Genomic DNA, 24,070 nt, shown 5'->3' on the forward strand with positions numbered 1-24,070 from the left:
CTTAACGGAGGCGAAATGCTGTAGCGACGAAGCCGACCATCTCTGATCGACTCCGATGGCGGCACCTTCATGATCTCGTCGACTTTGTTGAGTCACGGCTTCGGGCGGCAGCGGCGCAAGAATTATTGAAGTGAGCCACCCGGCGTCACAGAAAAGTCGCCTTAACCGTTTGCTAACCATGCTGATCTAATCTCCCGTTATGACGAATCCTGGTTTCAGACATATGGTCAGAGTCAAAGCCCACCACCGCGCAACGACCGGGACATTGGGTGGCGAAGTCTCCAGCGACGGTCTGGCAAAATCTGACGATCGGCTCGGTGCCGTATGCACCATCACGTGACTCGGTTTGGCACTCCGCAGCCCTATATCACGGCTGAAAGCTGGTGGCTGACAGTCGAGATCAATGGTCTCGAGGTTCAGCGCCAGTCATTCGACTCGACTAAGCAAGGAGAACGGCAATGAATGCTATAGCGCATGTGGCACTTGGTGTATCTGTCCTGGTGGCGGCGACGTCTGTTACTGCCCGAGCGCAGAACGCGGAGGTTCCGTCTGTCAGCCAGGCGATAACAGGTTCATCCGCGGTGGCTGGTTATGCGGAAAGTGCTGGACAATCGACAACGCTTTTCACGATCGGTGATGTAAACGTTCACGTGTGGGCTCCAGTGGAGCCACATTATGATGCAACCGCAAATCGCAACTTCGCGGCCGACCCCTTGTGGGAGGCGGGAGCAGGGGTTGTACCAGGTGGTTTCTGAATACGACCGACGGACTGCATACCACAGCGGGTGCATGCAATATCCTTGGTATTCAATTGCTTTACGTTGATCTATCGGAGCGTGTTAATCACACAGTCAAATCAAATAATTAAACCATGATTGGACGCTGGCGACAATGCAACCTCAAACGATCATGGTTTAATGTCACCGGCCGGTAAGTAGTTAAGTCGATTTCGGCCACAGTGCATCAATTCGTCAGGGCTGGACGTTTCCAAACCCGTTCCGGCCATCCGCCCCCAGCCATAGCAAAAATGGCCAGGACAAGCCCTGCCATAACGGGTTCAAGGCGGAGCGACCTGATCTGAGACCGCTCTAGTCGCTGCCTCCAGCCATCCAGTTGTTTTGATGGTAGTTCTGCGTTGGCGGCTGATACGCTGACATATGAACATTTGCGGCCCCGGTACCCAAGCTCAGGGTTAGGAAGGCGGCAAGAACGAGCGTCTTCATGAGAATTATCCTCTCCTGATGCGGCGGATAGCCAGCCCCGAAGGTTGCATAATTGGGTCTAGCCGGAGCGCATGATAATCTGGCGTTTCGGCAGTAGACTTTTCCGCACGCCGATGAATTGGAACCTTGCATCCATACTCCTTGCAATGGCCGCGTCCAATTTCCGTGTCGCGGCCAGTCCGCGGCGGCTCTCAGCCGGTGATTGCCTTCCAGTCCACGCCACGCTCGAAGGCACCGGCGGCGCGATAGATCGCCATCTCATCATGGAACTTGCCGATCAGCATCATGCCGACCGGCAGGCCATCGACCATCCCGCAAGGTAGGCTCATGGCCGGATGGTGGCTGCAATCGAAGGGCGCCGTGTTCGGCAGGATCTCGAACGCGCGCTGGATGATCTCTGTTACCGGAGCATTGGCGGCGGGCAATGGCGTCGCGGTCATCGGCAGAGTCGGCATCAGCAGCAGGTCGTAGCGCGACAGCGCCTGATTGTATGCGCGCTGCAGCTGACGTACCAGGTTCTGCGCCTTGGCATAGTAACGGCCGCGATGGTGCGTGGTCATGTACTGACCCAGCAGCATGGTGTTTTTCAAGCTGTCCGACAGTTCGTCCGCGCGCTCCCGCCAAGCCGAGTGTGCGTCTAGCAAGGAGACGACGTACTGGCCCTGCCAGTTAAAGCCGAACCCATTGCCCAGCATCATCTGCACGGTGGCACCCTCGGCGGCGATCGGCAGCCAGATCGCCAGCCCGTTGCGGTGCATCGGAATCGATACCGTCTCAACCGCCGCGCCCAAGCCGCGCAGCCGGTCCGCCGCCTCCCGTACCACCGCGTCCGATTGCGGCATGGACTGGGGATGGCCGAACCCTTCCTCCACTACACCAATGCGCATTCCCTGCACGCCCTGCCCCAGCGCCTCGCGATATGGCATGCTCTGGCCGCCATACTGGCGGGGATCAAGCCCGTCCGGCCCGGCGAGCACTTCCAGCAGCAGGGCATTGTCCTCCACCGTGGCCGTCATCGGACCTGTATGGTCGATGGTCAGCTCGATCGGCATGATGCCGGTATAGGGCACCAGGCCGTGCGTCGGTTTCATGCCGTAGATGCCGCAGAAGGATGCAGGCATGCGGATGGAGCCGCCCTGGTCGCCACCCATCGCCATCGCCACCTCGCCGGCCGCCACCAGCGCGGCACTGCCGGAGGAGGATCCGCCAGCCGAATAACCATGCCGGTGCGGATTGTGCACCGGCCCGGTCGAACTGGTGTGGCTGCCGCCGGAGAAGCAGAAATACTCGCAGACGCTCTTGCCGAGGATGGTGCCGCCGGCATCCAGGATGCGCTGCACCACGGTGGCGTCCAGATCCGGCACGTAACCCTCCAGCGTGGAGGCGCCATTCATCATCGGCACGCCGGCCAGACAGATGTTGTCCTTGATCGCAACAGTCTTGCCCTTCAGCTTGCCGCTGGTAGCACCTTCCACCGTCGTCTTTACGTACCAGGCGCCGTATGGATTCTCCTCGGCGGAGGGACGGCGTCCCGGCGTGCGCGGATAGGTCACCACGGGCATCTCGTCGGGCATCCGATCAACGACGTTGTATGCGGCGAAGCCCGGCAGCAGGCATTCCAGATGCGCCGACAGTTCGATGTCGCCCATTGTGAAACCAAGCGAGTCGGCGACGTCGCGGAGTTGGTCGAGGGTGGGGATCTTGACGGTCTCGGTTGTCATCGCATCACATTCCTTCAATCAGGGTTGCTTATCGAACCGCACCGCTTCGGACCGGGACCACGGCGGCGCGAAAAGGACAGGCTGCATTGCTCAAGCCATTCCCACGAATTCGTCGATCATCGAGCGGTCGCGTGCGATCTCTGGCGGTATCTCCCGCGTGACCTCGCCCTTCTGCAAGATCAGGATCCGCTCTGCCAGCGACGAGATGAAATTCAGGTTCTGCTCCACCAGCACCAGGGTGATGGCGCGGCGGCGGCGCACGGCCAGCAAGGTTTCGATCATCTCCTCGATGATCGATGGCTGGATGCCCTCGGTCGGCTCGTCCAGCAGGATCAGCCGAGGTTCGCCGCACAGGCAGCGCGCCAGGGCCAGCAACTGCTGTTCACCGCCGGACAGAGTGCCGCCGATCCGGTCCAGCAGCGGCGTCAGGCGCGGAAAATCCCGCAGGATCGCCGCAACCGTCTGGCCGGGGTCATGCCCCCTCAGGCAGCCCATGCGCAGGTTTTCGGCAACGCTCAGCGTGGCGAAGATCTCGCGCCCCTGCGGCACGTAGCCGATACCCAGGCGCGCCCGTGCGGTCGGCGAAAGGCGGGTGATGTCGCGGCCGTCGAACTGCACGTTGCCGTTGGTTGCCGGCAGATAACCCATCAAGGTGCGCAGCAGCGTGGTCTTGCCCATGCCGTTATGACCGAGAATGCCGACGAATTCGCCTTCGCTCACGGCGAGCGTGACGCCCGCAAGGATTGGAATGCGGCCATAGCCGGAGCGCAGCCGGGATACCGCCAGCATGGTCATGCCGCCTGCTTGCCCAGGTAGATGTCCCGCACACGCTGATCGGCCAGCACCTGCCCGACATCGTCCTCCATCAGCACACGCCCCTGGTTGAACACGGTGACGGTGCGGGCGATCATGCGGATGAACTGCATGTCGTGTTCGACGACGACCAGGGCCTGTGTGCGGTTGATCTCGCGGATCAGTTCGGCGGTACGCTGCACCTCGGTATGGTTCATCCCGGCAGCGGGTTCATCGAGCAGGATCAGATCCGGCTCCTGCGCCAGCACGGTCGCGATTTCCACCCACTGCCGCTGACCGTGGGCCAACTGGCCGACCATGCGGTCGGCAATCGCCTCCAGTTGCAGACGCGCCAGCGTGTCGGCGGTGATCCGCCGCGCTCGGCCTATCGAGCGGCGACGCGCGGCACCGATGAAGACGTTCTCATGCACCGATAATCCGTTGAAGACGTTCGGCACCTGCGTCTTGATGCCGACCCCCAGCCGAGAGATCTTGTGCGGGCTGGCGCCGGTGACATCCCGACCGCGGAAGCGGATGGTGCCTTCGGTGGGACGGAGCTGCCCGGTAAGCATCTTGAAGAACGTGCTCTTGCCGGCGCCGTTAGGGCCGATGAGGCAACGCAGCTCGACTTCGCCCAGGATGAAATCGACCGACTGCACGGCTGTCACCCCGCCAAACCGCATGGTGACGCCGCGCGCCTGCAGCAGCGGGGCACTGTTCATCGTCGTGCCTCCACCGCCTCGGTCGCCGGGTGCTTTCGCGACCGGGGTTTGCGGAGCGGCAGCAGCTTGTCGCGGATCACCGGCACCACGCCTTGCGGCACCAGCAGCACGAAAGCGACCAGTACCACGCCAAGACCTAGGTTGGAGTCGACCATGCTCTGCGAGCCGGCGAGGATGATCAGATACTGGATGCCGACCGCGCCCAGGATCGGGCCCAACAAGGTGCCGAGGCCACCCACCAGCACATAGATGATCACCTGTGCCGACATCGTCAGGCTGAACACGGTGGGGCTGATGAAGGCACCCCAGACGGTGAACAGGCAGCCGGCAAGGCCAGCGATACCGGCGGCGATCATGAAGGTCAGCAATTTGTAGAGCCGCGGGTCGTAGCCCAGCAGCATCGCCCGCGTCTCGTTTTCCCGGATCGCGACCACCACCCGGCCGAACCGGCTGGCCAGAATGGCGCGCAACAGGATGTAAACACCGATCAGCGATCCCATGCAGGCGTACCAGGTCTGCTGCGGGTCGAGCGGGCTGGACGGATCGCCGGGAAAGTTCAGCGGTGGCACGGCGGGAATGCCGTTGAAGCCGCCCAGTTCGGCGCTGCCGATACGATAAGCGCTGCCGGAGGTGGAATTGATCAGCTCGAACAGGATGACCGAGACGGTCAACGTGATGACGCCGATATAGGCGTCGCTGATCCGGCCGTAGAACATGAAATAGCCAAGCAATGCGGCGAACAGCATGGGCGCCACGATTGCGATGACGACGGCCCCGGTGCTTTCCCCAAAATTCAGGGCCGCAATGGCATAGGCGTAGCCGCCAATGCCGAGGAAGGCGGCCTGTCCGAACGACATGATCCCGCCGTAGCCCCACAGGAAACCCTGACTGAGCGCGAACATCGCCATTGCGGCAAACACGGTCATCTGCACGATGCCAAACAGGTCGAACACCTGCGGCAAACCAAACATCAGGATTAGGCCGGTCCCAACCATGGCGGTGAAGCCGACCCAGCGCGAATCGATCTTCACAAACTTCTCCGCAGGAAGCGGCCGGTTATACCTTGTGGAAGAATGCGGATCATGAAGATTGCGGCGGCCAGCAGCGCAACGTTTCCGATGATCGGCGTAGTCTGGAACGAAACAAGTTCGTTGATCAGTCCAAATAGCGTCGAAGCCAGGCCGGTTCCGGTAATGATCGCCGGACCGCCGCCCAGCACGGTAATGAACGCCCTGGCGATGTAGGCGGCGCCCATGCCGGGCGAGATGCCGGAAACCGGCGCCAGCACGCCGCCGGCGAGACCAGCCAGCGCGGAGCCAAGCGCGAAGGCCGCCATATAGATCGTCGGCGGAGAGACACCCAGCGCCGCGGCCATGTTTGGGTTCTGCATGGTGGCGCGCAGGATCAACCCGAATTTCGTGCCGCGCAGCAGCGCCAGCATCCCGACCAGTCCGGCGATCGCCGTGGCAACGATGACCAGGCTGTACAGGCTAGCGCCATAGCGCCCGATGGCGAAGCCGCCGACCGGGGTGGAGACGCCACGTACGACGTTGCCGAAGATTGTTGTCATGAGCCCGATCAATCCAAGGCTGACGCCCCAGGTGGCCAGCATCGTGTCGATGATGCGGCCATAGAGGAACCGGATCAACGTCCGCTCCAGCACCAGCCCGACGATGCCCACCACCAATGGAGGCAGCACCAGCATCGACAGCCAGATATTCACGCCGGCCTGATCGGCGGTAACGGCTGTGTAGGCCCCCAGCATCATGAACTCGCCATGGGCCAGATTGATGATTCGCATCATCCCGTAGATCACGCCGAGCCCCAGAGTGATCAGCACAAGGGTGGCGATGCCGGTGATGACATTGAAGGCGAGAAGCGCGGCGAGATCCATGATGCCGACGCGACGTTCAGATGCTTGGCACGAACTGCTTGTTCGTCGTTGGCTTCTTGATCAGGTCGCAGGCGCCGCCGGTGTCAGCGGGATACTGGTCAGGGTAGGTCGCCATGATGTCCCATCTGCGATCCTTCGGCTGCGCCAGGTAGGCGTTGCGGATCGTGTGGTGGGTCTTCGGGTCCATGGTCACCTTGCCGGACGGTCCCTGGATGGTAATGCCGGTTTCCAGCGCCGCGATGACCTTCTGTTGTTCGACCGAGCCGGCCTTCTTCACGCCTTCCGCCCACAGCATGATGCCTTCATAGGTGGCTGAGTCGAGTTCACCTAGATCGGTAACGCCGGCGCCGAACTTTGTCTGCATGCCCTTCACGAACGCATTGCTTTCTGGCGTATTGATATCGTTGTACCAGCCGAAGCAGGTGACGACGCCGTTGGTGGTGGAGACATCCATCGTTGTCAGCTCGTCCCCAAGGCCGAACACGGTCGATCCCATCGGGATCTTGCTCTTCATGCCGGCGGCATCCCATTGCCGATAGAAGCCGGAATGGTTCGCGCCAACCAGTGCGGACAGCAGAAAATCCGGTGAAGCCTGTTGGATCCGGCTGATCGCCGAAGAAAAATTGGTGACATCCAATGGAAAGAAGTCGGTCTGTGCGACGCTGCCGCCGCCGTCACGGGCAAACTTCGTCATCCACTTCGCGGTAATCTGGCCATAGTTGTAATCGGCCGCGATGATGTACGCCTTCTTGCCCCAGGTCTTCAGCGCATAGTTGACGACATGGCTCACCGTCTGCGCCGGTGTCGTGCCGGTGCAGAACACGTCGCGATCGCACACGCCGCCTTCATACTGGGTATTGTAAAAGTACAGCGTCTTGTAACGATCCAGCGTCGGGCGGATGGCTTCGCGAGAGGCGGACGTGATGCCGCCCTGGATCACGTCGACCCTGTCCTTCAAAATGAGCTGCTGGGCGAATTGCGAGTAAAGCTGCATGCTCGACTGCGTGTCGTAGTTGATCAACTGGATCTGCCGGCCAAGCAAGCCGCCTGCGGCATTCAGCACGCCCACCGCATATTCCGTTGTCTGGATCATGCGCGAACCTTCAAGGCCGATCGCGCCCGAGCCGTCGAGCAGGCTGCCAAGCTTGATCGGCGCCGCCGCTAGACCGTTGCGAGAGGCGAACGGCATGGCGAGTGCGCCGGCAGACATCAATGTGCCCAGCTTGATCGCGCTGCGGCGACCGAGTACTTCACGCGTCATATGTTGGCTCCATTGATCAAGGCTGCCCTGGCATATCGGTAGGGCCTGCAAGAGCAATGCCAAACCCCAGGTTGCGGCCCTGCTAGCGCGGCTTTTGATCACCTCGCACCGCTTCGTCGTGGCTGGCCCTCGTCCCGGCCATCCACCCGCAGCCGTTGATCGGAAACTGCTTTAGCGCCAGCCGGCGCGCTTGTGACATGACATGCTTAAGAATGCGCCAGCCACCTTCGCCGTTGCACAAAGCCAAATCACCGTTGATCAAACGACTTTGGACAAGCGGTTGCAACAGTATCATCTTCACCAATTTGCCGATTAAGTCATGTTGTTGTTGAAGATATGCTTCGGTGTCTTGACCAGGCATTGCCGATCGTGCATGACATTGTCAAAGGTCTGTAATCTGTCCTGCCGTAGCCAATGGTGGTCCTGAAGCCGGGTTGTGCATGCTTGCTCTGGACGATGTACACGACAATGGTTCGCCGACGGCCACTGTCAGCTCATTCGCCAAACCAGTATAAAGGTTCCGCATGACCGCCCCGACGATCCGCCCGGTTCGCTTCCTGGGAATGTTTAACGAGATAGCGCGTCTTGGCGCCACGGAAGCAGGCGGCGTACACCGGCTTGCGGCCTCAGCCGAAGATGCGGCGGCGCGAGACCGGCTAACCGGTTGGTTCACGGCGCTGGGGATGCGAACCTTGATTGACCCGATCGGCAACATGGCGGGTATGCTGGAACTTGCCGGACCCAATGCGCCGGTTGTCATGGCAGGCTCGCATCTTGACAGCCAGCCGCAGGGTGGACGTTTCGATGGGGCGCTCGGAGTGGTCGCGGCATGCGAGGCAGCTTCGGTGCTACGCGATGCCGCTGCCGCGGGCAAACTGTCGGCTCGTTGCAATCTCGCAGTGACAAACTGGACCAGTGAGGAAGGCGCGCGCTTCCAGCCAAGCCTGCTCGGCAGCTCGGTCTTCGTTGGCGGCATGGCACAAGCCGAGGCGCTGGAACGTATCGACCGCGACGGTATGGCGCTTGGCGAGGCGTTGCGGGCTATCGGCTATTCAGGTCAGGCAACGCTGCCCCATCCGGCTGCCTACGTCGAGCTGCATATCGAATGCGGGCCGTTGCTGGAGAAGGCGGGCGACCGTCTCGGCGTCTTTACTCGGTACTGGGGCGCGGTGAAGCATCGGCTCGCCTTCATTGGCGAACAGGCCCATACCGGGCCGACGCCGATGGCTGAAAGACGCGATGCCCTGCTGGGTGCGGCATACCTGATCGCGTCGCTGCGCGAGATGTCCGAGCAGGCGCCGGGGGTGCTGCACACCTCGACCGGTCGCATCGATGTCAGCCCGAACTCGCCCAACGTCGTGCCCGCCGAAGCCGTGCTTTTCGTGGAGTTGCGTTCAGTGGAACCCGACGTGCTTGCCTGGGCCGAAGCGCAACTGCGGCAGCGCGCCACGGCGGCGGCGGCGAAAGCCTGTGTGACACTTGATTGGCGCGCGGTCGCGCATCGTCCCGCTGGGCGGTTCCACCAGGGGGTGATCGCGATTTGCGAGGAGGCGGCTCGATCGGTCGGCGTACCGGCCCGCCGGCTCGCGACAGTGCCAGGTCATGACGCGATCAGCCTGTCCAGCATCTGCCCGGCTGCCATGCTGGTGGTGCCCAGCCTTGGCGGCGTCTGTCACAGTGCCGCCGAGTTCACAGCGGACGATGACATCGTTCTGGGCACGGAGATGCTGACGCGTGTGCTCTGGTGCTTATGTCGCTATGGGGTTCCGGAGTGACAATCTTGCACCGCGCCGAAGCCGCGCTTCGCCAAGCCGGCGTGGCGGACGCAATCCGCACTGCTACATATGTAACGGCAGTCGTTTCGCCCATGTGCCGAGCATCTGACTGGAGTTGCGTGTGCGCGACAAACGATGATGATGCCTGGTTCATCAAGCTGCGCGGCACGGAAACCGCTGGCTTCATTACGGTTACTGACGCAGCCGCGGGTGCACGGGCCGCGGCGGCAAGGGGCGTCGGCCCAGCGGTGCGTTTTGCGTTTCCCGACACCGGCGCCATGGGCCTCGAGTTGCTGCCGTCACCCTGGCGCGAAGCGCGTCTGGGTGACCTTGCCAACGCCGCCTTGCTGGCCGCCGTGTTGGCGGCAAAACGAACATTGCACAATGGTCCGACGCTGCCCCGCCAATGGGATGTCTTTGAGCAGATCGATGTTCTCGCGCGGCAGGTTCACGACGTGCCCGAGGACCTGCCGGCGCTGCTGCGCGCGGTAACGGATATCCGGCTTGCCTTGCGGGCGGCAGGCCAAGACAGCGTGCCGGGGCATGCCGACGGGACCGCATCCAACATCATGGTCAACCCGAACGGTGGCGTCAGACTGGTGGATTTTGACTGCGCCGGCATGACCGATCCCCACTACGATCTGGGCGTGCTGCTGAACGAGGCCTGCAGCCTGGAGACCGACTGGCACGCAGGCATCGAAATGGCTTTCGGCCACGATAGGCCGCATGACTTCAACCGCTGCCGGCTTCATGGCATCGCGGACGACCTTCTTTGGGGTCTATGGGGCTTGTCCAGACATGCGATCTCGGCGCGGCGGGATCTGGAGTTCTTCAAGTATGGCTGCTGGCGGCTGCTGCGCTGCCGGATGGCGCTGCGCCGGCCAGAGCATGCGGACCGGTTGCGCCACCTCTGAGAAGGGATCTGCTGATGACCGGCATGCGTCTGGGCGATGCGACGACGGAGGCCGAACAGGCGTTGGAACAAGCGGTGCGTCGCGTCGCACGGTGGCAGGGCAGCGACCTACGATATGGTCCCGTCGGCGGCGGCATTACCAACAGCAACTGGCGAGTTGATGCCGATCAAGACAGCTTTTTTGTCAAGATACCGGGTCGCGGCACGGAGATGTTTATTGATCGCGCGGTTGCCCTGGATGCCAGTCAAAAGGCGTATCTGCTTGAAATTGGACCAGAGGTACATGATTGGTTGGCAGCCGACGGTATTGAAATCGCAACGTTCATCACGGACCGCCGCACTTGCGGCCTTGCCGACTTCCATGACATGGAGATCGCCCGCTCGGTGGTCGACAACTACCGCAAGTTTCACGCCGCACCGGCGCTGTCGCTGACCAAGACCATATTTGATATGATCGCCGAACATGTTATGCAGGTGGACGCATTGAATGGCTGGCGACCACCCGATGTGACGTGGCTGCTCCGGCAGGTGGCGCTCGCGCAGGCGGCAGTGACAGCATCCGGGCTTGATCTGGTGCCCTGCTTTAATGATCCCATGCCCGGCAACTTCCTGGTCGCGCAGGACAAATCCGTTATGATGATTGACTACGAATTTGCCGCGAACAACGATCGCGCCTACGATCTTGGCGTCTGGTTCGGCGAAATGTTCTTCTCGCCGGAGCAGGAGATGGCGCTGGTCGAATATTACATGGGTAGCTGCAATGCTGCCACACTGGCACGCACAACTATTTACAAGGCGCTGGCGGATATCAAATGGGCGACATGGTCAATGGTGCAGGAGCGGATCTCAGCAGTGGATTTCGACTATCGGAAATACGGCGTGTGGAAATATATGCGTGCACGCAACGTGATCGCGGATCCACGATGGCCGGATTGGCTGCGGCTTGTTTGAACATTCATCGGTTGCCGCTGCCCGTGCCAGCGTTGCTCCGCGCTCATGATCAGACCGTCCTTTAGCCAAGCGCGGGGTTTGCGATTCTCCGAAATTGATCAATGCTGACGGCTTGATGACGATCGGCGTTGGTCAGGCTAGCCACGCGGCTGCCGATGCCGCATGGCCTGAGCAAAAGAAGTTTCAAGCGGCATCATGTCGTTGCCAATTTATGAAAATTTAGGCAACGGGCGTTCCGCCGCCGGACCGATGTTGCCGTCCGGCCATTGATTAAAGCAGCCGCACAAGCACCACTCCGACGTTCGTTCACATTGCCCTCAATTCGGCTGATGTTGAGGCAGTGAGGCCAAGTGATGCGAGTCTGTCACAATCAGACTGCAACTGATCTTTCTAAGGCTGCTTGCGTAACAAGAACTCCCGGATACGTGACTTGGGTCGCATCTGGCGCTTTGGTGACTCGCCATCATTCTGCACTAGCGACAAGGGACGAAAGGGAGAAAATGCCGTTACCTGATAGACGCCGAAGCCTTGGCGTGGCCATCGTCGGCTTGGGCGGTGCAGTGGCGACGACTGCTGTTGCCGGTGTGGAAATCCTTCGCTCCGGCGCAAACCGGATGCATGGTTTGCCGCTTTCCAACGTTTCCGTACCGGGCCTTGCCAATTATGAGGATCTGGTGTTCGGCGGGTGGGACCTTAACGGCCAAAGTCTCGCGAACGCCGCGTCGGAGCACAATGTGCTCAATGACAAACAAGTTGCAGCTGTCATGCCGGCGCTTTCGACAATCCATCCATGGCCAGCGATAGGAAATGCCGCCTTTTGCCGCCGGATCGAGGGCGCCAATACGCGTGAAGTCGGGGGCCATCGCGCAGCAATTGCCGCGATGCTGTCCGATCTGCGAAACTTCAAGAAAACCAAGGGCCTGGACGATCTTGTCATGATCAACCTGGCCTCGACGGAGCGCACGCCGGCCAACAGTCCTGCGCTGCAGACAGCCGATGCGTTCGAGCGCGCTTTGGATGAGGATCACCCGGATGTCGGACCGGCCATGCTCTATGCCGCCGCGGCCATCAAGGCTGGTATTCCCTATGGTAATTTCACCCCATCGGTTGGCGCCGATGTGCCGGCCCTGATTGAGTTGGCGCGCCGCTCGGGTGTTCCCATCGCCGGCAAGGACGGCAAGACAGGGCAAACCTTGATGAAGACCGCGCTCGCCCCCATGCTGCGGGCGAGGTCACTGCATGTAGATGGCTGGTTTTCCACCAATATCCTCGGCAATCGCGATGGGCAGGCGCTGGAAGATCCGGATAGCCTGAAGTCGAAACTTGGGACAAAAGGCAACGTTCTCGACTCGATTCTTGGTTACCCGGTGCAAGACCACATTGTCGACATCCGCTACTATCGGCCCCGTGGCGACGATAAGGAAGCCTGGGACAACATCGACATCAGCGGTTTCCTCGGCCATCGCATGCAGATCAAGGTGAACTTTCTGTGCAAGGACAGCATCTTGGCGGCGCCTTTGGTTCTGGAGATCGCACGGGTGCTCGATCTCGCACGACAGCGTGGCGAAAGTGGGCCGCAGGAGCAATTGTCGGTGTTCTTCAAAGCTCCGATGACGGCAAACGGCCATGCGCCGGAGCATAGTTTTCACGTTCAGGAACGTATGTTGACGGATTGGCTCGTTGGTGACACGGCACAGTGAACGCCATCTCCTTGCAGGGGCAGGCTGACCGCATCCCGCTGGCTATACTACCGCTGCTCCGGGCACTGGGCGATCTCAAGCGGGTTCACTCGGCCAGCCGAAATGGATCGATTGCGGAACGCCTATTTGCTGAGGGATGGTCGCGGCTAGTAGCTGGGGAAGATGCCCTGACATTAGTATTCAGCATCGTTTCGGATTCGTTGATCGCTGTTCGTCTTGGTGATCTTGATGCTCAGACGCTCGGCAAGGCTGGCATCCCCGGCCGGGAGATTACGCGCATCCGCCGCCGCGCCTTGAATCTCGCCGCGGAACCGCTTGACGATACATTACGCATCAGATTGCTCGATAGTGCCGTGGCGCAGGACACGGCGGGAGCACCGCCGCCTTTTGTTATGCGTCTCGCGGCGCAGCCACGGGCCGGGGCAACCTGCCCCGGCCGTGGCCGATTAATATTGGAACCGCCCGAAAACCATGCTGAACACTGCGCCGTTGTGGCAATTTATGGCGTATTGCTCGCACCCGTCTGGAATGCTCGGCCGGAGGATGTGTTTCTAGCCGGCTTGGCACATCATCTTCATAACGCGTTACTGCCGGATGCCGGTTATGCCGGTGAGGTACTGTTGGGCGACTGGCTACAATCCGCCACGGCGAATGCTACGCGACTTGCACTGCGGGAATTGCCCGCCGCCGTGCGAACGCGCGTCGAAGCGGCGTGCCGCATCTTGCCTGATGCCGAGTCGCCTGAAGGCTGTGCTTTCCATGCGGCTGACACGCTCGATCGTGTGCTGCAGTTGGAGCACCATCTGCGCGCCTCGAATACCACGATGGACTTTGTGCTGCGTGAGATGGAGTTGGTCCACGCGGGGCCTGTCAAGCCTTACCAGGACGCGGTGCTGGCTCGCATGGGTTTGGCCGCATGACCTTGACGCTTGTTCCGGACACACCCCATTCCGTTCAGGATGAAACCGGCCGCCGCTATCCGGTGCTGGATCGCATCCCGTATCTGCGTCGTGGCCGTGAAGCTCTTGCAGCCGACGCGTTGGTTCGGCTTGATGCCGGGGACACAGATGGGGCGCTGGTCGTCCTGCTCGCTGATCAGGACGATTGGTGGCGAGGCCCGATTGCCGACCCGCAGGCCCTGCGTGAACTTGTCAGGATGCGCGACCGGCTTACACTTCGGGACGCGATGCGGCTGCTCGCCTGGGGACCGGTCTCGGATTACTTCGCCCACCGCTGGTCGGATCCGACCTTCCTGGCCGGGCTTGCGCTTGTAGAAGCCCATTGGGCCGCGCCGCGTCATGCCTTGGAAATCGCCTGCGGCATTGGTCACCACCTTCGCGCGCTGCAACGGCGCGGTGTCACCGTGACCGGCACCGACGTGGTGTTCGGCAAGCTTTGGGTCGCCCGTCACTGGGTGGTGCCACAAGCGCGTCTGCTCTGTCTGGATGCCGCGCAGCGCTTGCCGCTGACGGGACCCTTTGACCTAGTTGCCTGTCATGATGCTTTTTACTTCCTGCAGCCAAAGCCAGAAATCGTTGCAGGTCTGCGTGCGCTTCTGGATCCAGTATCCGGGCTGCTGGCGATCAGCCACGTTCATAATTCCGAATCGCACAACTTCTCGGCCGGTGCCGCGATGTCCGCTATCGAAATTGCCTCGCTGCTGCCGGATGCGCTACTTTATGACGACGCGGAATTGACTGGCGCGTTCGCTGAAAGTCGCGCACCGTGTCTGGCACGGACCGAGGCGCTGCGCCGAGCGGAAGCCTTTGGCGCGGTTGCCGGACCGGCCCTGCAACGGCCACTGCCGATTACCGACTTGCTGGCCGTGCCACCCGTGGGAACAACACTAAGGCGCAACCCGCTTTATGGGGCCGACGGCCGGCTTGAATGGCCATCTGAACGTTATCGTCAAGAATATGGCGCACTGGTTACCTATCCGGCTGCAAGTCGGGCACCGGAACAAGCGGTTCTGAATGCAGCCACCATGGAGGCCGCGCGCCGCCGCGAACTGGTTGATCTACCGGAGCGCTGGTGATCATGCTTGATACAGTCTTCACCACAGGCTCGCGGTTGGTGGACCCGATAAATTGGGGCGTCATCGGCTTCGGTTGGGTTGCACGCGACTACGTCGTGCCGGGATTGCTCGCCACGGGCGGACGCTTTGTCAGCGCCGCTGATCCGGTTTGCAGTTCGCGGCGAGAGGCTGTCTCGCTTGGTGCGCGAGCCTACGCCGATCATGCGGCGCTGCTGGCCGACCCAGCTGTGCAGGCGGTCTATGTCGCAACGCCCAATCACCTGCACCGCGCTGCGGTAGAGGCAGCCGTGAATGCGGGAAAGCCCGTCCTGTGCGAAAAACCGATGGCAGCGACCTTGGCGGAAGCCGAGGCAATGGCGGCTGTCGTCATGCAAGCCGGCGTTCCCTATGGTACCGCTTTCGATCAGCGGCACCATCCGGCTCATGCCGCTATTCGTTCGGCGATCGCGCAAGACGTGGTCGGCATGGTCACGGCCATTCGCATTGTCTACGCCTGCTGGTTGGGTGCGGATTGGGCCACCGACAATTGGCGAGCGGATCCCGCGCGCGCCGGTGGTGGCGCATTGATGGATCTTGCTCCGCACGGCCTCGATCTGATCGAGTTCCTGCTTGGCGAAGGCGTGAATGAGATTGCGGCTCTGATCCAGCATCGCGTCCAGCCTTATGCGGTCGACGATGGTGCCATGGTGATCGGCCGCACGGCCTCCGGCGTGCTCGTTCAGTTGCACGTCGCCTACAACTGCCAGGAAGCCCTGCCGCGCCGGCGGCTGGAGGTAGTCGGCACCAAGGCACAGATCGTTGCAGAGCGTACCATGGGCCAGACTCCAGGTGGTCAGGTATGGCTGGTTGATGGGCGTCTGGGATTGCGCCGCCCGCTTCCCGTGCCGAACGCGATGGAATCGCCGTTTTCGCGGCAGATCGCGGCTTTCACCAGCTGGTTGAAGGGTGAGGGCGATCCCGACGCGTTCTCGCTGGAACGCGACTTGAACACCATGCGGCTGCTTGCGCGTGCCTATGCCGTCACGGAGGCTCTGGAATGCCGCTAAAGCCTTATGCCTGCACGAACTGCGGTCATTGGCAACGTTACTTTGCGCCGCCGCCGGATTGTCCGGTCTGCACCGATACGCGAAATGACCTGCCGGAGGACGGCTGGCGTTTTCTTTCGGTCGATGACGTCAGGCCAATGTTGCAAGGCCATGTGCGGCGGCTGGATCACGACATGGCGGCTTTTTCCGTCATCCCGCCTTTCGGCTTGAACGGCACCGGCTGGCTATTGCTTCGCCCGGAAGGCAATATCGCGTTTGAAGCAGCGCCGTTCTACACCGACGAGATGCTGGCGGAGATCGATCGTCTCGGCGGCATTCGCATCCTCGCGGCTTCGCATGTGCACGGCTACGGCGCGTTATGGCAGTTGCAGGATATCTTTCAACCGGAGATTCTGGCCATCCAGAAAGAGGATCTCCGTCTTACCAAGGCGTTCCGCGTCACTTGGCCCTATGATGACGCACTCGCGCTTGGTGCTGGACTGACGTTGCACCATGTCGGCGGCCACTATGAAGGCCAGGCAGTGCTGCATGATGCTGGCCGGCGCATCCTTTTCTGTGGCGATGCTTTCAAGATTGACCAGGACAGTGCCGGCCAGAACCTGGCTGTCTCAACTCATAAGGCCTTTCACAAGTCGATTCCGCTGACGTCGGAGGAAATCCGCCGCTACCGCGCGGTGATAGCCGCGCTCGATTTCGATACGGTCTGCACACCATTCGAACATGCACCAGGCGTCACGCGGGATATCGCGCTGGCGGTACTGGACGATCAGCTACGTGGGCCGCCCGGTGTGCGCCATCTTCCCTTCGAGGAACTGCAAAGGAACATCTTGCGATGAGCAGCCATGACACGTTGCAGATCGTCGCGAAGGCGTTTCGCGAGTCGTTGCCCTCTAGCGGCTACGTGTCCGTCTTTCGTATTGATCAACTGGACCGCATCGGCATACCGGTCGTTCAGGCGAACCTGATCTTGCCAAACGAGCCTGCAACAATCGGCTATGGTTACGGTTTTGAGTCGATCGAAGCCGAGGTCGGTGCGCTTGGGGAACTTTGCGAGGAGGTGCATGTTGGTCTGTGGGTCAAGCAAGCGCCGTACTTCGTTGCATCCTTCGCCGAACTGGCACGCACGCGTGGTGCGAGCCAAGTTGTCGATCCACTGACCCTCTGTTTGCCGGCAGGCAGTCCCTATACGCCAGAGATGCCGTTATCCTGGGTTGAAGCGCAGCGCTGGCCCTCTGGCGAACCGGTGGCCGTGCCGCGGGAATGGGTGGCGGCCTATCCCTATCAGCTTGGTGAGCCGGCGCGGCTGATCACGCCGATAACCAATGGTCTCGGCGCGGGGCTCGATCTTCCGCATGCTGTTGCACATGGCCTGATGGAGTTGTTGCAGCGGGACGGCAACGTCGTCAGCTATCGCGCTCTCGACCAAGGGGTGGTCGTGGATCTCGACAGGCTGGAGGAAACCGACGTTCGGTCGTTGCTTGATCATCTACGTGGGCTTGATATCGATGTCACCGTGAAGCTTGCCGGCGATGACTTCAGCATTGCAAATCTTTACGTGGTCGCAAACGATTGTGGCACACCGACCGTACCGATCCAGGTTACCTCTTGTGGAGAGGCAGCGCATCCGGACCGCATTCGAGGCCTGCGCAAGGCGTTGCTGGAGTTCTGCGGATCTCGGTCGCGCAAGGCATCCACCCATGGACCGATCGATGTCGTGCGGGCGGTGCTTCCACGCGACTACACCGACCGGCAGATCAGCGTTGCCCTGCTGGAGGAGGAAGAAAACCGCGCATTGGAAGCGATGGCGGAATGGATTGGGCAGGATGCCGCTGAGCTGCACCACCGGCTTTCGAAAAGCGTTTTCGCTGAAAGGCGACGGGTGCGTCTGTCGGATCTGCCGACCGTTTCACCCGCGGCGATTGCCGACTCCGCAACCCGCTTAAACCTGCTAATTGCTCGGCTCGCCGTAGAGGGTCTGGAACCTATCATCATCGACTGCTCCCCGCCCGACAGCCCGGTCAAGGTCGTGAAGACCATCGTGCCAGGGCTTGAAAGTGAAACGATGAGCTACCGCCGTATTGGTTGGCGCAATGTGCGACGGTTGCGGGCGCGGGACGACAAGCTGCTGCTGGATGCGCCGCGGGAAGGCGCGCTGCGTGTCCGCCTGCGGCCACAGGATGAGGACAAGGCCGGCGGTCCGGCCTGGTTCGATGCCCATCTGGCCGACCAGCTCGTCGGTCAGCTATATCCATTATATCGTGAAAGTGGACCGTTTTCCGCGCAGCTTCTCCGTCAGCGGAGGGCCGCCTGATGCCAAGCTGCAGCTATGAGCCGAACGTTAGATCGTTGCGATTTGCATATAATACAAACGGTGCTGCGAACCACCGTTTGATTGATGCCGTTGCACTCATCGCGGACGCTGGATACGCCGGCATCGCGCTCACGCTCGATCACCATCACCTCGATCCCATGGAAGATGGCTGGGTCGCGCGGGCAGAGGCGCTTGCCCACGAACTGCACGTCCGCCGCCTCGGGTGCGTCATTGAAACCGGTGCAAGGTTTCTGCTCGACCCGCGCCGCAAGCACGAACCGACCTTGCTGACGCCGAACGCGGAGGGGCGGGCGCGCCGTGTGGCTTTTCTTCAACGCGCGATCGACATCGGCAACGTGCTTGGTGCGGAGGCCGTGTCGTTCTGGGCTGGGGTGCCCCTTCCCGGCGTCGACCGAGGCGAGGCCGGCGAGTGGCTGCTGCACGGTGTGGCACAGGTTCTAGATCATGCCATGCGCCGCGGCGTAACGGTCGCGCTCGAACCGGAGCCTGGCATGTTGGTGGAGACGCTGGATGACTGGGCGCTGGTGCAGGCGCATTTGCCGAACCTGACGCTTGCCCTGGATCTTGGTCACTGCCTGGTGACGCAGGAGCGTAATCCTGCTGCCGCGGTGTATGAATTCGCATCGCATCTCGGCACCGTCGCCATCGAGGACATGCGTCGGGGCGACCATACGCACCTGCCGTTCGGAGAGGGCGACATGGACATTCCCGCCTGCCTGGATGTCCTGGAATCAATCGGCTTTCACCGTCTTGTCTGCGTCGAACTCTCGCGCGAAAGCCATCGTGCCGACCAGATGATTCCGCAATCGCTGAATTGGCTGAGACATTGCCGAGAAGAGGTCACGGCGTAATGAATATCCTGTTCTGCAGCAGACGTTTCTTTCCTGCGATAAGTGGCATGAGCGTCTATGCGACGAACCTGCTCCGGCAGTTGGTCGCCGCCGGCCACGATGTCACGATGATCAGCCAATATCGCGACGACCCGACCGGCACGCGTGTCTACGGCGGCGGCCCGCCGCCCGAGGTGCCCGGTGTCAGGGTCATCGGTCGGCGTTCCCTCGGCGAAGAGGCTTTTGCCGAAGCTGGGGGCGCCGATTTTGAACGCGACGTGAATGACATGGTCGACACGATCCTGGCCGAACATCGGCGGCGCCCATTCGATGTGCTGCACGCGCAATATGGCTATCCCAACGGATGGGCCGTGCTGCTGGCGGCACGCGAAATCGGCATCCCGACCGTGGTGTCCATCCAGGGCGGCGACGGTCACTGGGTCGGCTCCTGTTGTGAAACCCATCGACTGGGCATGTTGAACGTCGTGAACCATGCCAATGCCTTGCTGATCGGTTGCGACAGCTTTGCGGCCGAGGTGGTCGAACGGCTTGGCGTCCCGCGGGAACGCTTCACGATTGTTCCTGGTGCCGTCGACGTACAACGTTTCCATCCTGTCAGCGGACACGTTTCTGGGGTCGCGCAAGATCCGGTGCGGCTGCTTTACCATGGTCGTGTCGACCGGCGGAAAGGCTCCCTCGACTTCCTGGAGGCGTTGGCATTGCTGCGTGCCCAGGGGGTGCGGTTCGCCGCTATCATCTCCGGCATCGGGCCGGACTACGACAGTTCGCGTGACCTCGCGACGAAGCTTGATCTTGATGTGCGCTTCACCGGCTATGCCGATTACGATGCCGCACCGAAACTCTACCATGAAGCTGATGTCTTCGTCAGCCCGACCTACGCCGAAGGCTTCAGCAACACTATCCTAGAGGCAATGGCCAGCGGCCTGCCCAGCGTTTCCTGTTTTGCCGTCGGCGTAGTGGATTGCCTGCGCGACTGCGAGAATGGCTTGCTGGTGCAGCCTGGCGATATTCCCGCGCTGGCGCAGGCGTTGCGGCGGATCATCGAGGACGCGCCGCTTCGCCGTCGGCTGGCAGCGACCGCGTTGGAGGAGTGCCGACGGACCTACTCCTGGGAAGCGGTCGGCCGCCAGATCATGAATGTTTATGCTTTAGTCAAGGATAGACGGCCGGCCACGGATTTTGATCCGGTGCTGCCGCACGATCCGAACTGCCGGTTTCGCGCGACGCCCCATCTTCTCTGATGCCCCAAGCCCTGGCGCTGTCGCCACACCTGGATGACGCTGTCTTTTCATGCGGGGGTACTCTGGCGCGGTTGGTGAATGAGGGTTGGCAGGTGACGATCTGCACGGCGTTCACCCGCTCGGTACCGTCGCCAAGCGGCTTTGCACTTGCTTGCCAACTCGACAAGGGCCTGCCGCCAGACGCGGATTATATGGGATTGCGTAAAGCAGAAGACGCGGCGGCCTGCGAACGGCTGGGTGCAAGTCCGCTTTGGCTGGATCTACCCGAAGCGCCGCACCGAGGATATGCCAACGCCCAGGCGCTGTTTGCGCCGCCACGCAACGACGATGCCGTCGCACTACCGCTATCGGATATGCTGCGTGATCTGCTGAAAGTGCGACCTGCGTTGCTTCTGGCGCCTCAGGCTCTCGGCGGGCATGTGGATCATGTGCTGCTGATCCGGGCCCTGCGTGTTGTGCTGCCAAGCGATCTGCCGGTCTGGTGGTGGGCGGATTTTCCTTACGCGATCAGGCCGCACACTCATCCCGTCTCTCCATTCGAGCAAGAAATGAATATCCTGCCGGAAGTCGCGGTGCGGGGTGATGCCGAGGCGCGGTTCACTGCCTGCGCGGCGTACGTGACACAAGTCGGCTTCCAATTTGGCGGCGCCGCCGCCCTGGCGGGTATGCTGGAGGCAGCCGGCCCTGTCGAACGTCTGCGTGCGCAAGGCGCGCACAACATTTTCTCTTCATCCGCTCGGCGGTCGACGCACGAACCGTTATGGCCCGCCGATTAGCAGAACCGGCATCGCGGCCTCGCTCGGTTGACAGATCCCGGCCGGTCGCAGCCGTAACGCCGACGTCCGGTGCGCCCTGCGTCTCCACGTCGCAAATAGTTTCATGCCGCATAACGCGACCAGCCGACTGTGGGTCGACCAACCGAGCGGTGCGCCGGCGGGAACCGTATGCGGTAGGGGTCACACTGGGACTGCACGCATGAACCCGGGCACCGCTCAGCATATGGGCCTTCGCCGCCTGGCAATCGCCGTCGGGGTGGCGGGCTTCACGCTTGTTCTGCTGGGGCTGGGATGGAATGCACTCGCCGCCGGCGGGTGGACGGTGTGCAAGGCGTTAATCCTGATTTGCCTTGCAGCTAATGCACCTTGGCTGGGCTTGACCGCCGCAACGGCTCTAGCTGGCCTCGGTGTGCGACTGCTCGCGCCGGATCCGCTTGCAGCCGTGTTGCCGGCCATGCGGCATGTGTCGCCTTACGCACCAATTGCCACCCGGACCGTTATCGCCATGTGCGTTCGGTTCGAGAACATGCAGGCGATCCTGCCGCCGCTGGAGCGACTGCTGCGCGACCTGCGATCAGTGCAGCAACCGGAACATTTCACGCTCGCCATTCTGTCTGACACGCCGGAAGGGCCGGCAGCGGCAGCCGAGGCGGCAGCGATCATGCACTTGGCAGCCCGATATCCGCAGGGTACCGTCTGCTACCGGCGGCGCGTCGGCAATGTCGGGTTCAAGGCCGGCAACGTCATGCAGTTCCTGGATCATCATACCGAAGCGTTTGACTTTATGTTGCTGCTCGACGCCGATTCAGTCATGTCGGCCAATGCCGTGCGGCGGCTGGTGCGGGTGATGCAGGCGGAATCGCGGCTGGCGATTTTGCAACCGACCATTGCCGGCTTCGGCGCCGACACCGCGTTCGTCCGGATCTTTGGCTTCGGCCACCGGCACTGCATGCGCATCTGGGCCACTGGCCAGGCTTGGTGGCAGGGACCTGAAGGCACCTATTGGGGGCATAACGCACTGCTGCGGATCGCGTCGTTTCGCAAGCATTGCCGGCTGCCGTTGCTGCCCAACGGGGGCGCCATCCTGTCGCATGATCTTGTCGAAGCGGCGCGCCTGCACGCGGCCGGTTGGGCGGTCCGGGTGCTTCCAGACGATGCAGGGTCGGCGGAAGGCCATCCGCCGGATCTGCTGGCCATGCTGGACCGCGATGTTCGCTGGGCCACCGGAAACCTACAGTACCGTCATCTGCTGCGCCGGCGCGACCTTGGCCGGATCGGGCGGCTGCAAATGCTGCAAGCCATCCTCCACTATGCGCTGACGCCGCTGTGGTTCGCGCCGCTGCCATTGGCTGCATTGAACGTGCTGACCGGCAGGGCGAGGAATACGTCGCACAGCGCATTGCTGATGCTGTTGGCGTTTGGCTTCGTGCTCATGTACCTGCCAAAGTTCGCCGGGTATGTGGAGGCTATGTGCCGGCCTGCCCATGATCGGCGACGCGATCTGCTGATCCGGATGGCACGCGAAATTCTGTTCGCCATACTGCTGGACTCGATCACTGCGCTCGATCGTTCCGTCGCGGTACTGCGGCTGGCGGCTGGGCGACGGGTCGGCTGGGCACCGCAGCGACGCGAGGCCGGCAGCATTCCATGGAGCTTCGGCTTGCGCCGCTTCGGACTGCATATGCTGGTCGGACTGACCCTCATGCTGGCCTTCGCACAAGCCGGCTGGTTTGCTGTCGCCGCTGCGTTGCCGACGATCCTGGGTCTGCTTCTGGCGGTGCCGTTCGCGGTCCTCACGGCCCGGCAGGACGTCGTCACACCGGTTGTTCCACCATTGGTCGCCGCAACGCGCCGGCTGTAAGTTTGCCTATTGCCATCTGTTCGGATTCCTGACGTGACCTTCGCCGCAAGGCTCCTACCCTTTCAAAGCGCCAAGCGTCAGGCCACGAACGTAGAAGCGTTGCAGCAGCAGGAACAGAATCAATGTCGGGATCACGCTGATGACCAGTGCGGCCTGCTGAAGCGATCTCGTCTGCATTTCCGTGAACGCGCCGCGCAGCAGATAGATGCCGACGGGAACCGTCTGCAGTCCAGGCACCGCGCGGGTTACGGTCATCGTCCAGATGACCTCGTTCCACTGATAGACAAAAACGAAAATCCCAAGGGTCACCAATGCGGGCCGTATCAACGGCAGTGCGATACGGACGAAAATGCCGAACTCCGAAGCCCCATCGACCCGTGCCGCATCAAGCAGATCGTCGGGAATCGTCAGCATGAACTGACGCATGAGGAAAATGCCGTACCAACTGACGCAGAACGGCAGGATGATCGCGGCATACCCGCCGAGGAGACCATGTCCGCCATGGCCGAGGACATCGTTGCCGCCGGCGAGCGGCCAGAAGCGCAGGATCATGAAAACCGGTATCAGCATCAGGAAGAACGGGAACATCTGTGCGCCAAGCACAGCCTGGAACAGATAACGAGTACCAGGAAATCGATACTTGGCGAACGCGAAGCCCGCGGCCGCGCTGGTTGCGAGTTGCGCCGCGGTGACGGCGCACGTCACGATCAGCGAGTTCACGAGCCAGCGTCCCATCGGCAGTTCCACGAACACGCGACGAAAATTGTCCCAGGCGGGCTGCATCGGGAAGTAGATCGGCGGCCGAGACAGCAGATCAGCCGGCGTCCTTAGCGAGCCGATCACCATGTCGGCGAACGGCAGGATCGTCAGCATCGCCGCGACCGTCAGGAACGCCACACGCAAGGTGGCGCCGCCTTTAGGCCATGATCGTTTGAGGTTACGTGTTTGCCGATGCCTGATCATGGTCTAGCTCTTT

The 24,070-nt window shown here is 61.7% G+C and carries 21 protein-coding genes; 13 read left to right on the forward strand and 8 right to left on the reverse strand.

Annotated elements, in window-relative coordinates; genetic code table 11:
• Nucleotides 1-1,414: 1,414 nt before the first annotated feature.
• From ACQY4S_RS20870 to ACQY4S_RS20900, 7 genes are all read right to left on the reverse strand, one after another.
• The gene (locus ACQY4S_RS20870) at nucleotides 1,415-2,944 is read right to left on the reverse strand and encodes an amidase (RefSeq protein ID WP_428487120.1); all 1,530 of its coding nucleotides are present in this window, start codon (nucleotides 2,942-2,944) and stop codon (nucleotides 1,415-1,417) included.
• A 90-nt stretch (nucleotides 2,945-3,034) separates the two neighbouring features.
• On the reverse strand, nucleotides 3,035-3,739 hold the full coding sequence (locus ACQY4S_RS20875) for an ABC transporter ATP-binding protein (RefSeq protein ID WP_428487121.1): 705 nt from the start codon (nucleotides 3,737-3,739) through the stop codon (nucleotides 3,035-3,037).
• Nucleotides 3,736-4,458, reverse strand: coding sequence for an ATP-binding cassette domain-containing protein (locus ACQY4S_RS20880; protein WP_428487122.1), 723 nt, complete (start codon nucleotides 4,456-4,458; stop codon nucleotides 3,736-3,738). Before ACQY4S_RS20880 ends, ACQY4S_RS20875 begins: the two co-directional genes overlap by 4 nt.
• Nucleotides 4,455-5,489 (reverse strand): ABC transporter permease subunit, encoded by a 1,035-nt coding sequence (locus tag ACQY4S_RS20885; RefSeq protein ID WP_428487123.1) that lies wholly within the window; start codon nucleotides 5,487-5,489, stop codon nucleotides 4,455-4,457. The genes ACQY4S_RS20880 and ACQY4S_RS20885 overlap by 4 nt, the downstream gene beginning before the upstream one ends.
• Nucleotides 5,486-6,352 (reverse strand): branched-chain amino acid ABC transporter permease, encoded by an 867-nt coding sequence (locus tag ACQY4S_RS20890; protein WP_428487125.1) that lies wholly within the window; start codon nucleotides 6,350-6,352, stop codon nucleotides 5,486-5,488. Before ACQY4S_RS20890 ends, ACQY4S_RS20885 begins: the two co-directional genes overlap by 4 nt.
• A 16-nt stretch (nucleotides 6,353-6,368) precedes the next feature.
• Nucleotides 6,369-7,613, reverse strand: coding sequence for an ABC transporter substrate-binding protein (locus ACQY4S_RS20895; RefSeq protein WP_428487126.1), 1,245 nt, complete (start codon nucleotides 7,611-7,613; stop codon nucleotides 6,369-6,371).
• 82 nt (nucleotides 7,614-7,695) lie between these two features.
• Complete coding sequence (locus ACQY4S_RS20900) at nucleotides 7,696-7,974, reverse strand: hypothetical protein (RefSeq protein WP_428487127.1); 279 nt, start codon at nucleotides 7,972-7,974, stop codon at nucleotides 7,696-7,698.
• Nucleotides 7,975-8,137: 163 nt separating this feature from the next.
• Between ACQY4S_RS20900 and ACQY4S_RS20905 the strand changes: the two genes are divergently transcribed.
• The 13 genes from ACQY4S_RS20905 to mdoH all read left to right on the forward strand — a co-directional run bounded on the left by ACQY4S_RS20905 (nucleotide 8,138) and on the right by mdoH (nucleotide 23,094).
• A complete protein-coding gene (locus tag ACQY4S_RS20905) occupies nucleotides 8,138-9,388 on the forward strand; it encodes a Zn-dependent hydrolase (RefSeq protein WP_428487128.1) in 1,251 nt (416 codons plus the stop codon).
• A gap of 119 nt (nucleotides 9,389-9,507) precedes the next feature.
• A complete protein-coding gene (locus ACQY4S_RS20910) occupies nucleotides 9,508-10,302 on the forward strand; it encodes a phosphotransferase family protein (protein ID WP_428487129.1) in 795 nt (264 codons plus the stop codon).
• A 14-nt stretch (nucleotides 10,303-10,316) separates the two neighbouring features.
• Nucleotides 10,317-11,252 carry a phosphotransferase gene (locus tag ACQY4S_RS20915; RefSeq protein WP_428487130.1) on the forward strand — a complete coding sequence of 312 codons (936 nt, stop codon included), beginning with the start codon at nucleotides 10,317-10,319 and terminating at the stop codon, nucleotides 11,250-11,252.
• Between the two features lie 533 nt (nucleotides 11,253-11,785).
• Complete coding sequence (locus ACQY4S_RS20920; protein WP_428487131.1) at nucleotides 11,786-12,952, forward strand: inositol-3-phosphate synthase; 1,167 nt, start codon at nucleotides 11,786-11,788, stop codon at nucleotides 12,950-12,952.
• Between the two features lie 11 nt (nucleotides 12,953-12,963).
• Nucleotides 12,964-13,872: a hypothetical protein gene (locus tag ACQY4S_RS20925; protein WP_428487133.1), complete on the forward strand. Its 909-nt coding sequence runs from the start codon at nucleotides 12,964-12,966 to the stop codon at nucleotides 13,870-13,872.
• The gene (locus tag ACQY4S_RS20930) at nucleotides 13,869-14,987 is read left to right on the forward strand and encodes a class I SAM-dependent methyltransferase (protein WP_428487134.1); all 1,119 of its coding nucleotides are present in this window, start codon (nucleotides 13,869-13,871) and stop codon (nucleotides 14,985-14,987) included. The genes ACQY4S_RS20925 and ACQY4S_RS20930 overlap by 4 nt, the downstream gene beginning before the upstream one ends.
• A 2-nt stretch (nucleotides 14,988-14,989) precedes the next feature.
• Nucleotides 14,990-16,033, forward strand: a complete 1,044-nt coding sequence (locus tag ACQY4S_RS20935; RefSeq protein WP_428487135.1) for a Gfo/Idh/MocA family protein — start codon at nucleotides 14,990-14,992, stop codon at nucleotides 16,031-16,033.
• Between the two features lie 206 nt (nucleotides 16,034-16,239).
• Nucleotides 16,240-16,869, forward strand: a complete 630-nt coding sequence (locus ACQY4S_RS20940) for an MBL fold metallo-hydrolase (protein ID WP_428487136.1) — start codon at nucleotides 16,240-16,242, stop codon at nucleotides 16,867-16,869.
• Complete coding sequence (locus ACQY4S_RS20945; RefSeq protein ID WP_428487137.1) at nucleotides 16,866-18,344, forward strand: YcaO-like family protein; 1,479 nt, start codon at nucleotides 16,866-16,868, stop codon at nucleotides 18,342-18,344. The genes ACQY4S_RS20940 and ACQY4S_RS20945 overlap by 4 nt, the downstream gene beginning before the upstream one ends.
• 77 nt (nucleotides 18,345-18,421) lie before the next feature.
• Nucleotides 18,422-19,216, forward strand: a complete 795-nt coding sequence (locus ACQY4S_RS20950; protein WP_428487138.1) for a sugar phosphate isomerase/epimerase family protein — start codon at nucleotides 18,422-18,424, stop codon at nucleotides 19,214-19,216.
• 47 nt (nucleotides 19,217-19,263) lie between these two features.
• Entirely contained in the window at nucleotides 19,264-20,457 is a 1,194-nt protein-coding gene (locus ACQY4S_RS20955) for a glycosyltransferase family 4 protein (RefSeq protein ID WP_428487139.1), read from the forward strand.
• Nucleotides 20,457-21,233 carry a PIG-L deacetylase family protein gene (locus tag ACQY4S_RS20960; RefSeq protein ID WP_428487140.1) on the forward strand — a complete coding sequence of 259 codons (777 nt, stop codon included), beginning with the start codon at nucleotides 20,457-20,459 and terminating at the stop codon, nucleotides 21,231-21,233. The genes ACQY4S_RS20955 and ACQY4S_RS20960 overlap by 1 nt, the downstream gene beginning before the upstream one ends.
• A gap of 199 nt (nucleotides 21,234-21,432) precedes the next feature.
• Complete coding sequence (mdoH, locus tag ACQY4S_RS20965) at nucleotides 21,433-23,094, forward strand: glucans biosynthesis glucosyltransferase MdoH (protein WP_428487141.1); 1,662 nt, start codon at nucleotides 21,433-21,435, stop codon at nucleotides 23,092-23,094.
• Nucleotides 23,095-23,148: 54 nt separating this feature from the next.
• Here mdoH and ACQY4S_RS20970 read toward each other — a convergent pair whose 3' ends face one another.
• Nucleotides 23,149-23,991, reverse strand: coding sequence for a carbohydrate ABC transporter permease (locus ACQY4S_RS20970; protein WP_428488470.1), 843 nt, complete (start codon nucleotides 23,989-23,991; stop codon nucleotides 23,149-23,151).
• Nucleotides 23,992-24,070 lie beyond the last annotated feature (79 nt).

The sequence above is a fragment of the Rhodopila sp. genome (genome assembly GCF_965276935.1).
Classification (GTDB): domain Bacteria; phylum Pseudomonadota; class Alphaproteobacteria; order Acetobacterales; family Acetobacteraceae; genus Rhodopila.

Bases quoted from the DNA above. Each gene is read 5' to 3' on its own strand.
- ACQY4S_RS20870 (WP_428487120.1), bottom strand. From the start codon at position 2,944: ATGACAACCGAGACCGTCAAGATCCCCACCCTCGACCAACTCCGCGAC.
- ACQY4S_RS20915 (WP_428487130.1), top strand. From the start codon at position 10,317: ATGACCGGCATGCGTCTGGGCGATGCGACGACGGAGGCCGAACAGGCG.
- ACQY4S_RS20930 (WP_428487134.1), top strand. From the start codon at position 13,869: ATGACCTTGACGCTTGTTCCGGACACACCCCATTCCGTTCAGGATGAA.
- ACQY4S_RS20935 (WP_428487135.1), top strand. From the start codon at position 14,990: ATGCTTGATACAGTCTTCACCACAGGCTCGCGGTTGGTGGACCCGATA.
- ACQY4S_RS20895 (WP_428487126.1), bottom strand. From the start codon at position 7,613: ATGACGCGTGAAGTACTCGGTCGCCGCAGCGCGATCAAGCTGGGCACA.
- ACQY4S_RS20890 (WP_428487125.1), bottom strand. From the start codon at position 6,352: ATGGATCTCGCCGCGCTTCTCGCCTTCAATGTCATCACCGGCATCGCC.
- ACQY4S_RS20880 (WP_428487122.1), bottom strand. From the start codon at position 4,458: ATGAACAGTGCCCCGCTGCTGCAGGCGCGCGGCGTCACCATGCGGTTT.
- ACQY4S_RS20905 (WP_428487128.1), top strand. From the start codon at position 8,138: ATGACCGCCCCGACGATCCGCCCGGTTCGCTTCCTGGGAATGTTTAAC.
- ACQY4S_RS20900 (WP_428487127.1), bottom strand. From the start codon at position 7,974: ATGCCTGGTCAAGACACCGAAGCATATCTTCAACAACAACATGACTTA.
- ACQY4S_RS20960 (WP_428487140.1), top strand. From the start codon at position 20,457: ATGCCCCAAGCCCTGGCGCTGTCGCCACACCTGGATGACGCTGTCTTT.
- ACQY4S_RS20955 (WP_428487139.1), top strand. From the start codon at position 19,264: ATGAGCGTCTATGCGACGAACCTGCTCCGGCAGTTGGTCGCCGCCGGC.
- mdoH (WP_428487141.1), top strand. From the start codon at position 21,433: ATGAACCCGGGCACCGCTCAGCATATGGGCCTTCGCCGCCTGGCAATC.
- ACQY4S_RS20875 (WP_428487121.1), bottom strand. From the start codon at position 3,739: ATGACCATGCTGGCGGTATCCCGGCTGCGCTCCGGCTATGGCCGCATT.
- ACQY4S_RS20945 (WP_428487137.1), top strand. From the start codon at position 16,866: ATGAGCAGCCATGACACGTTGCAGATCGTCGCGAAGGCGTTTCGCGAG.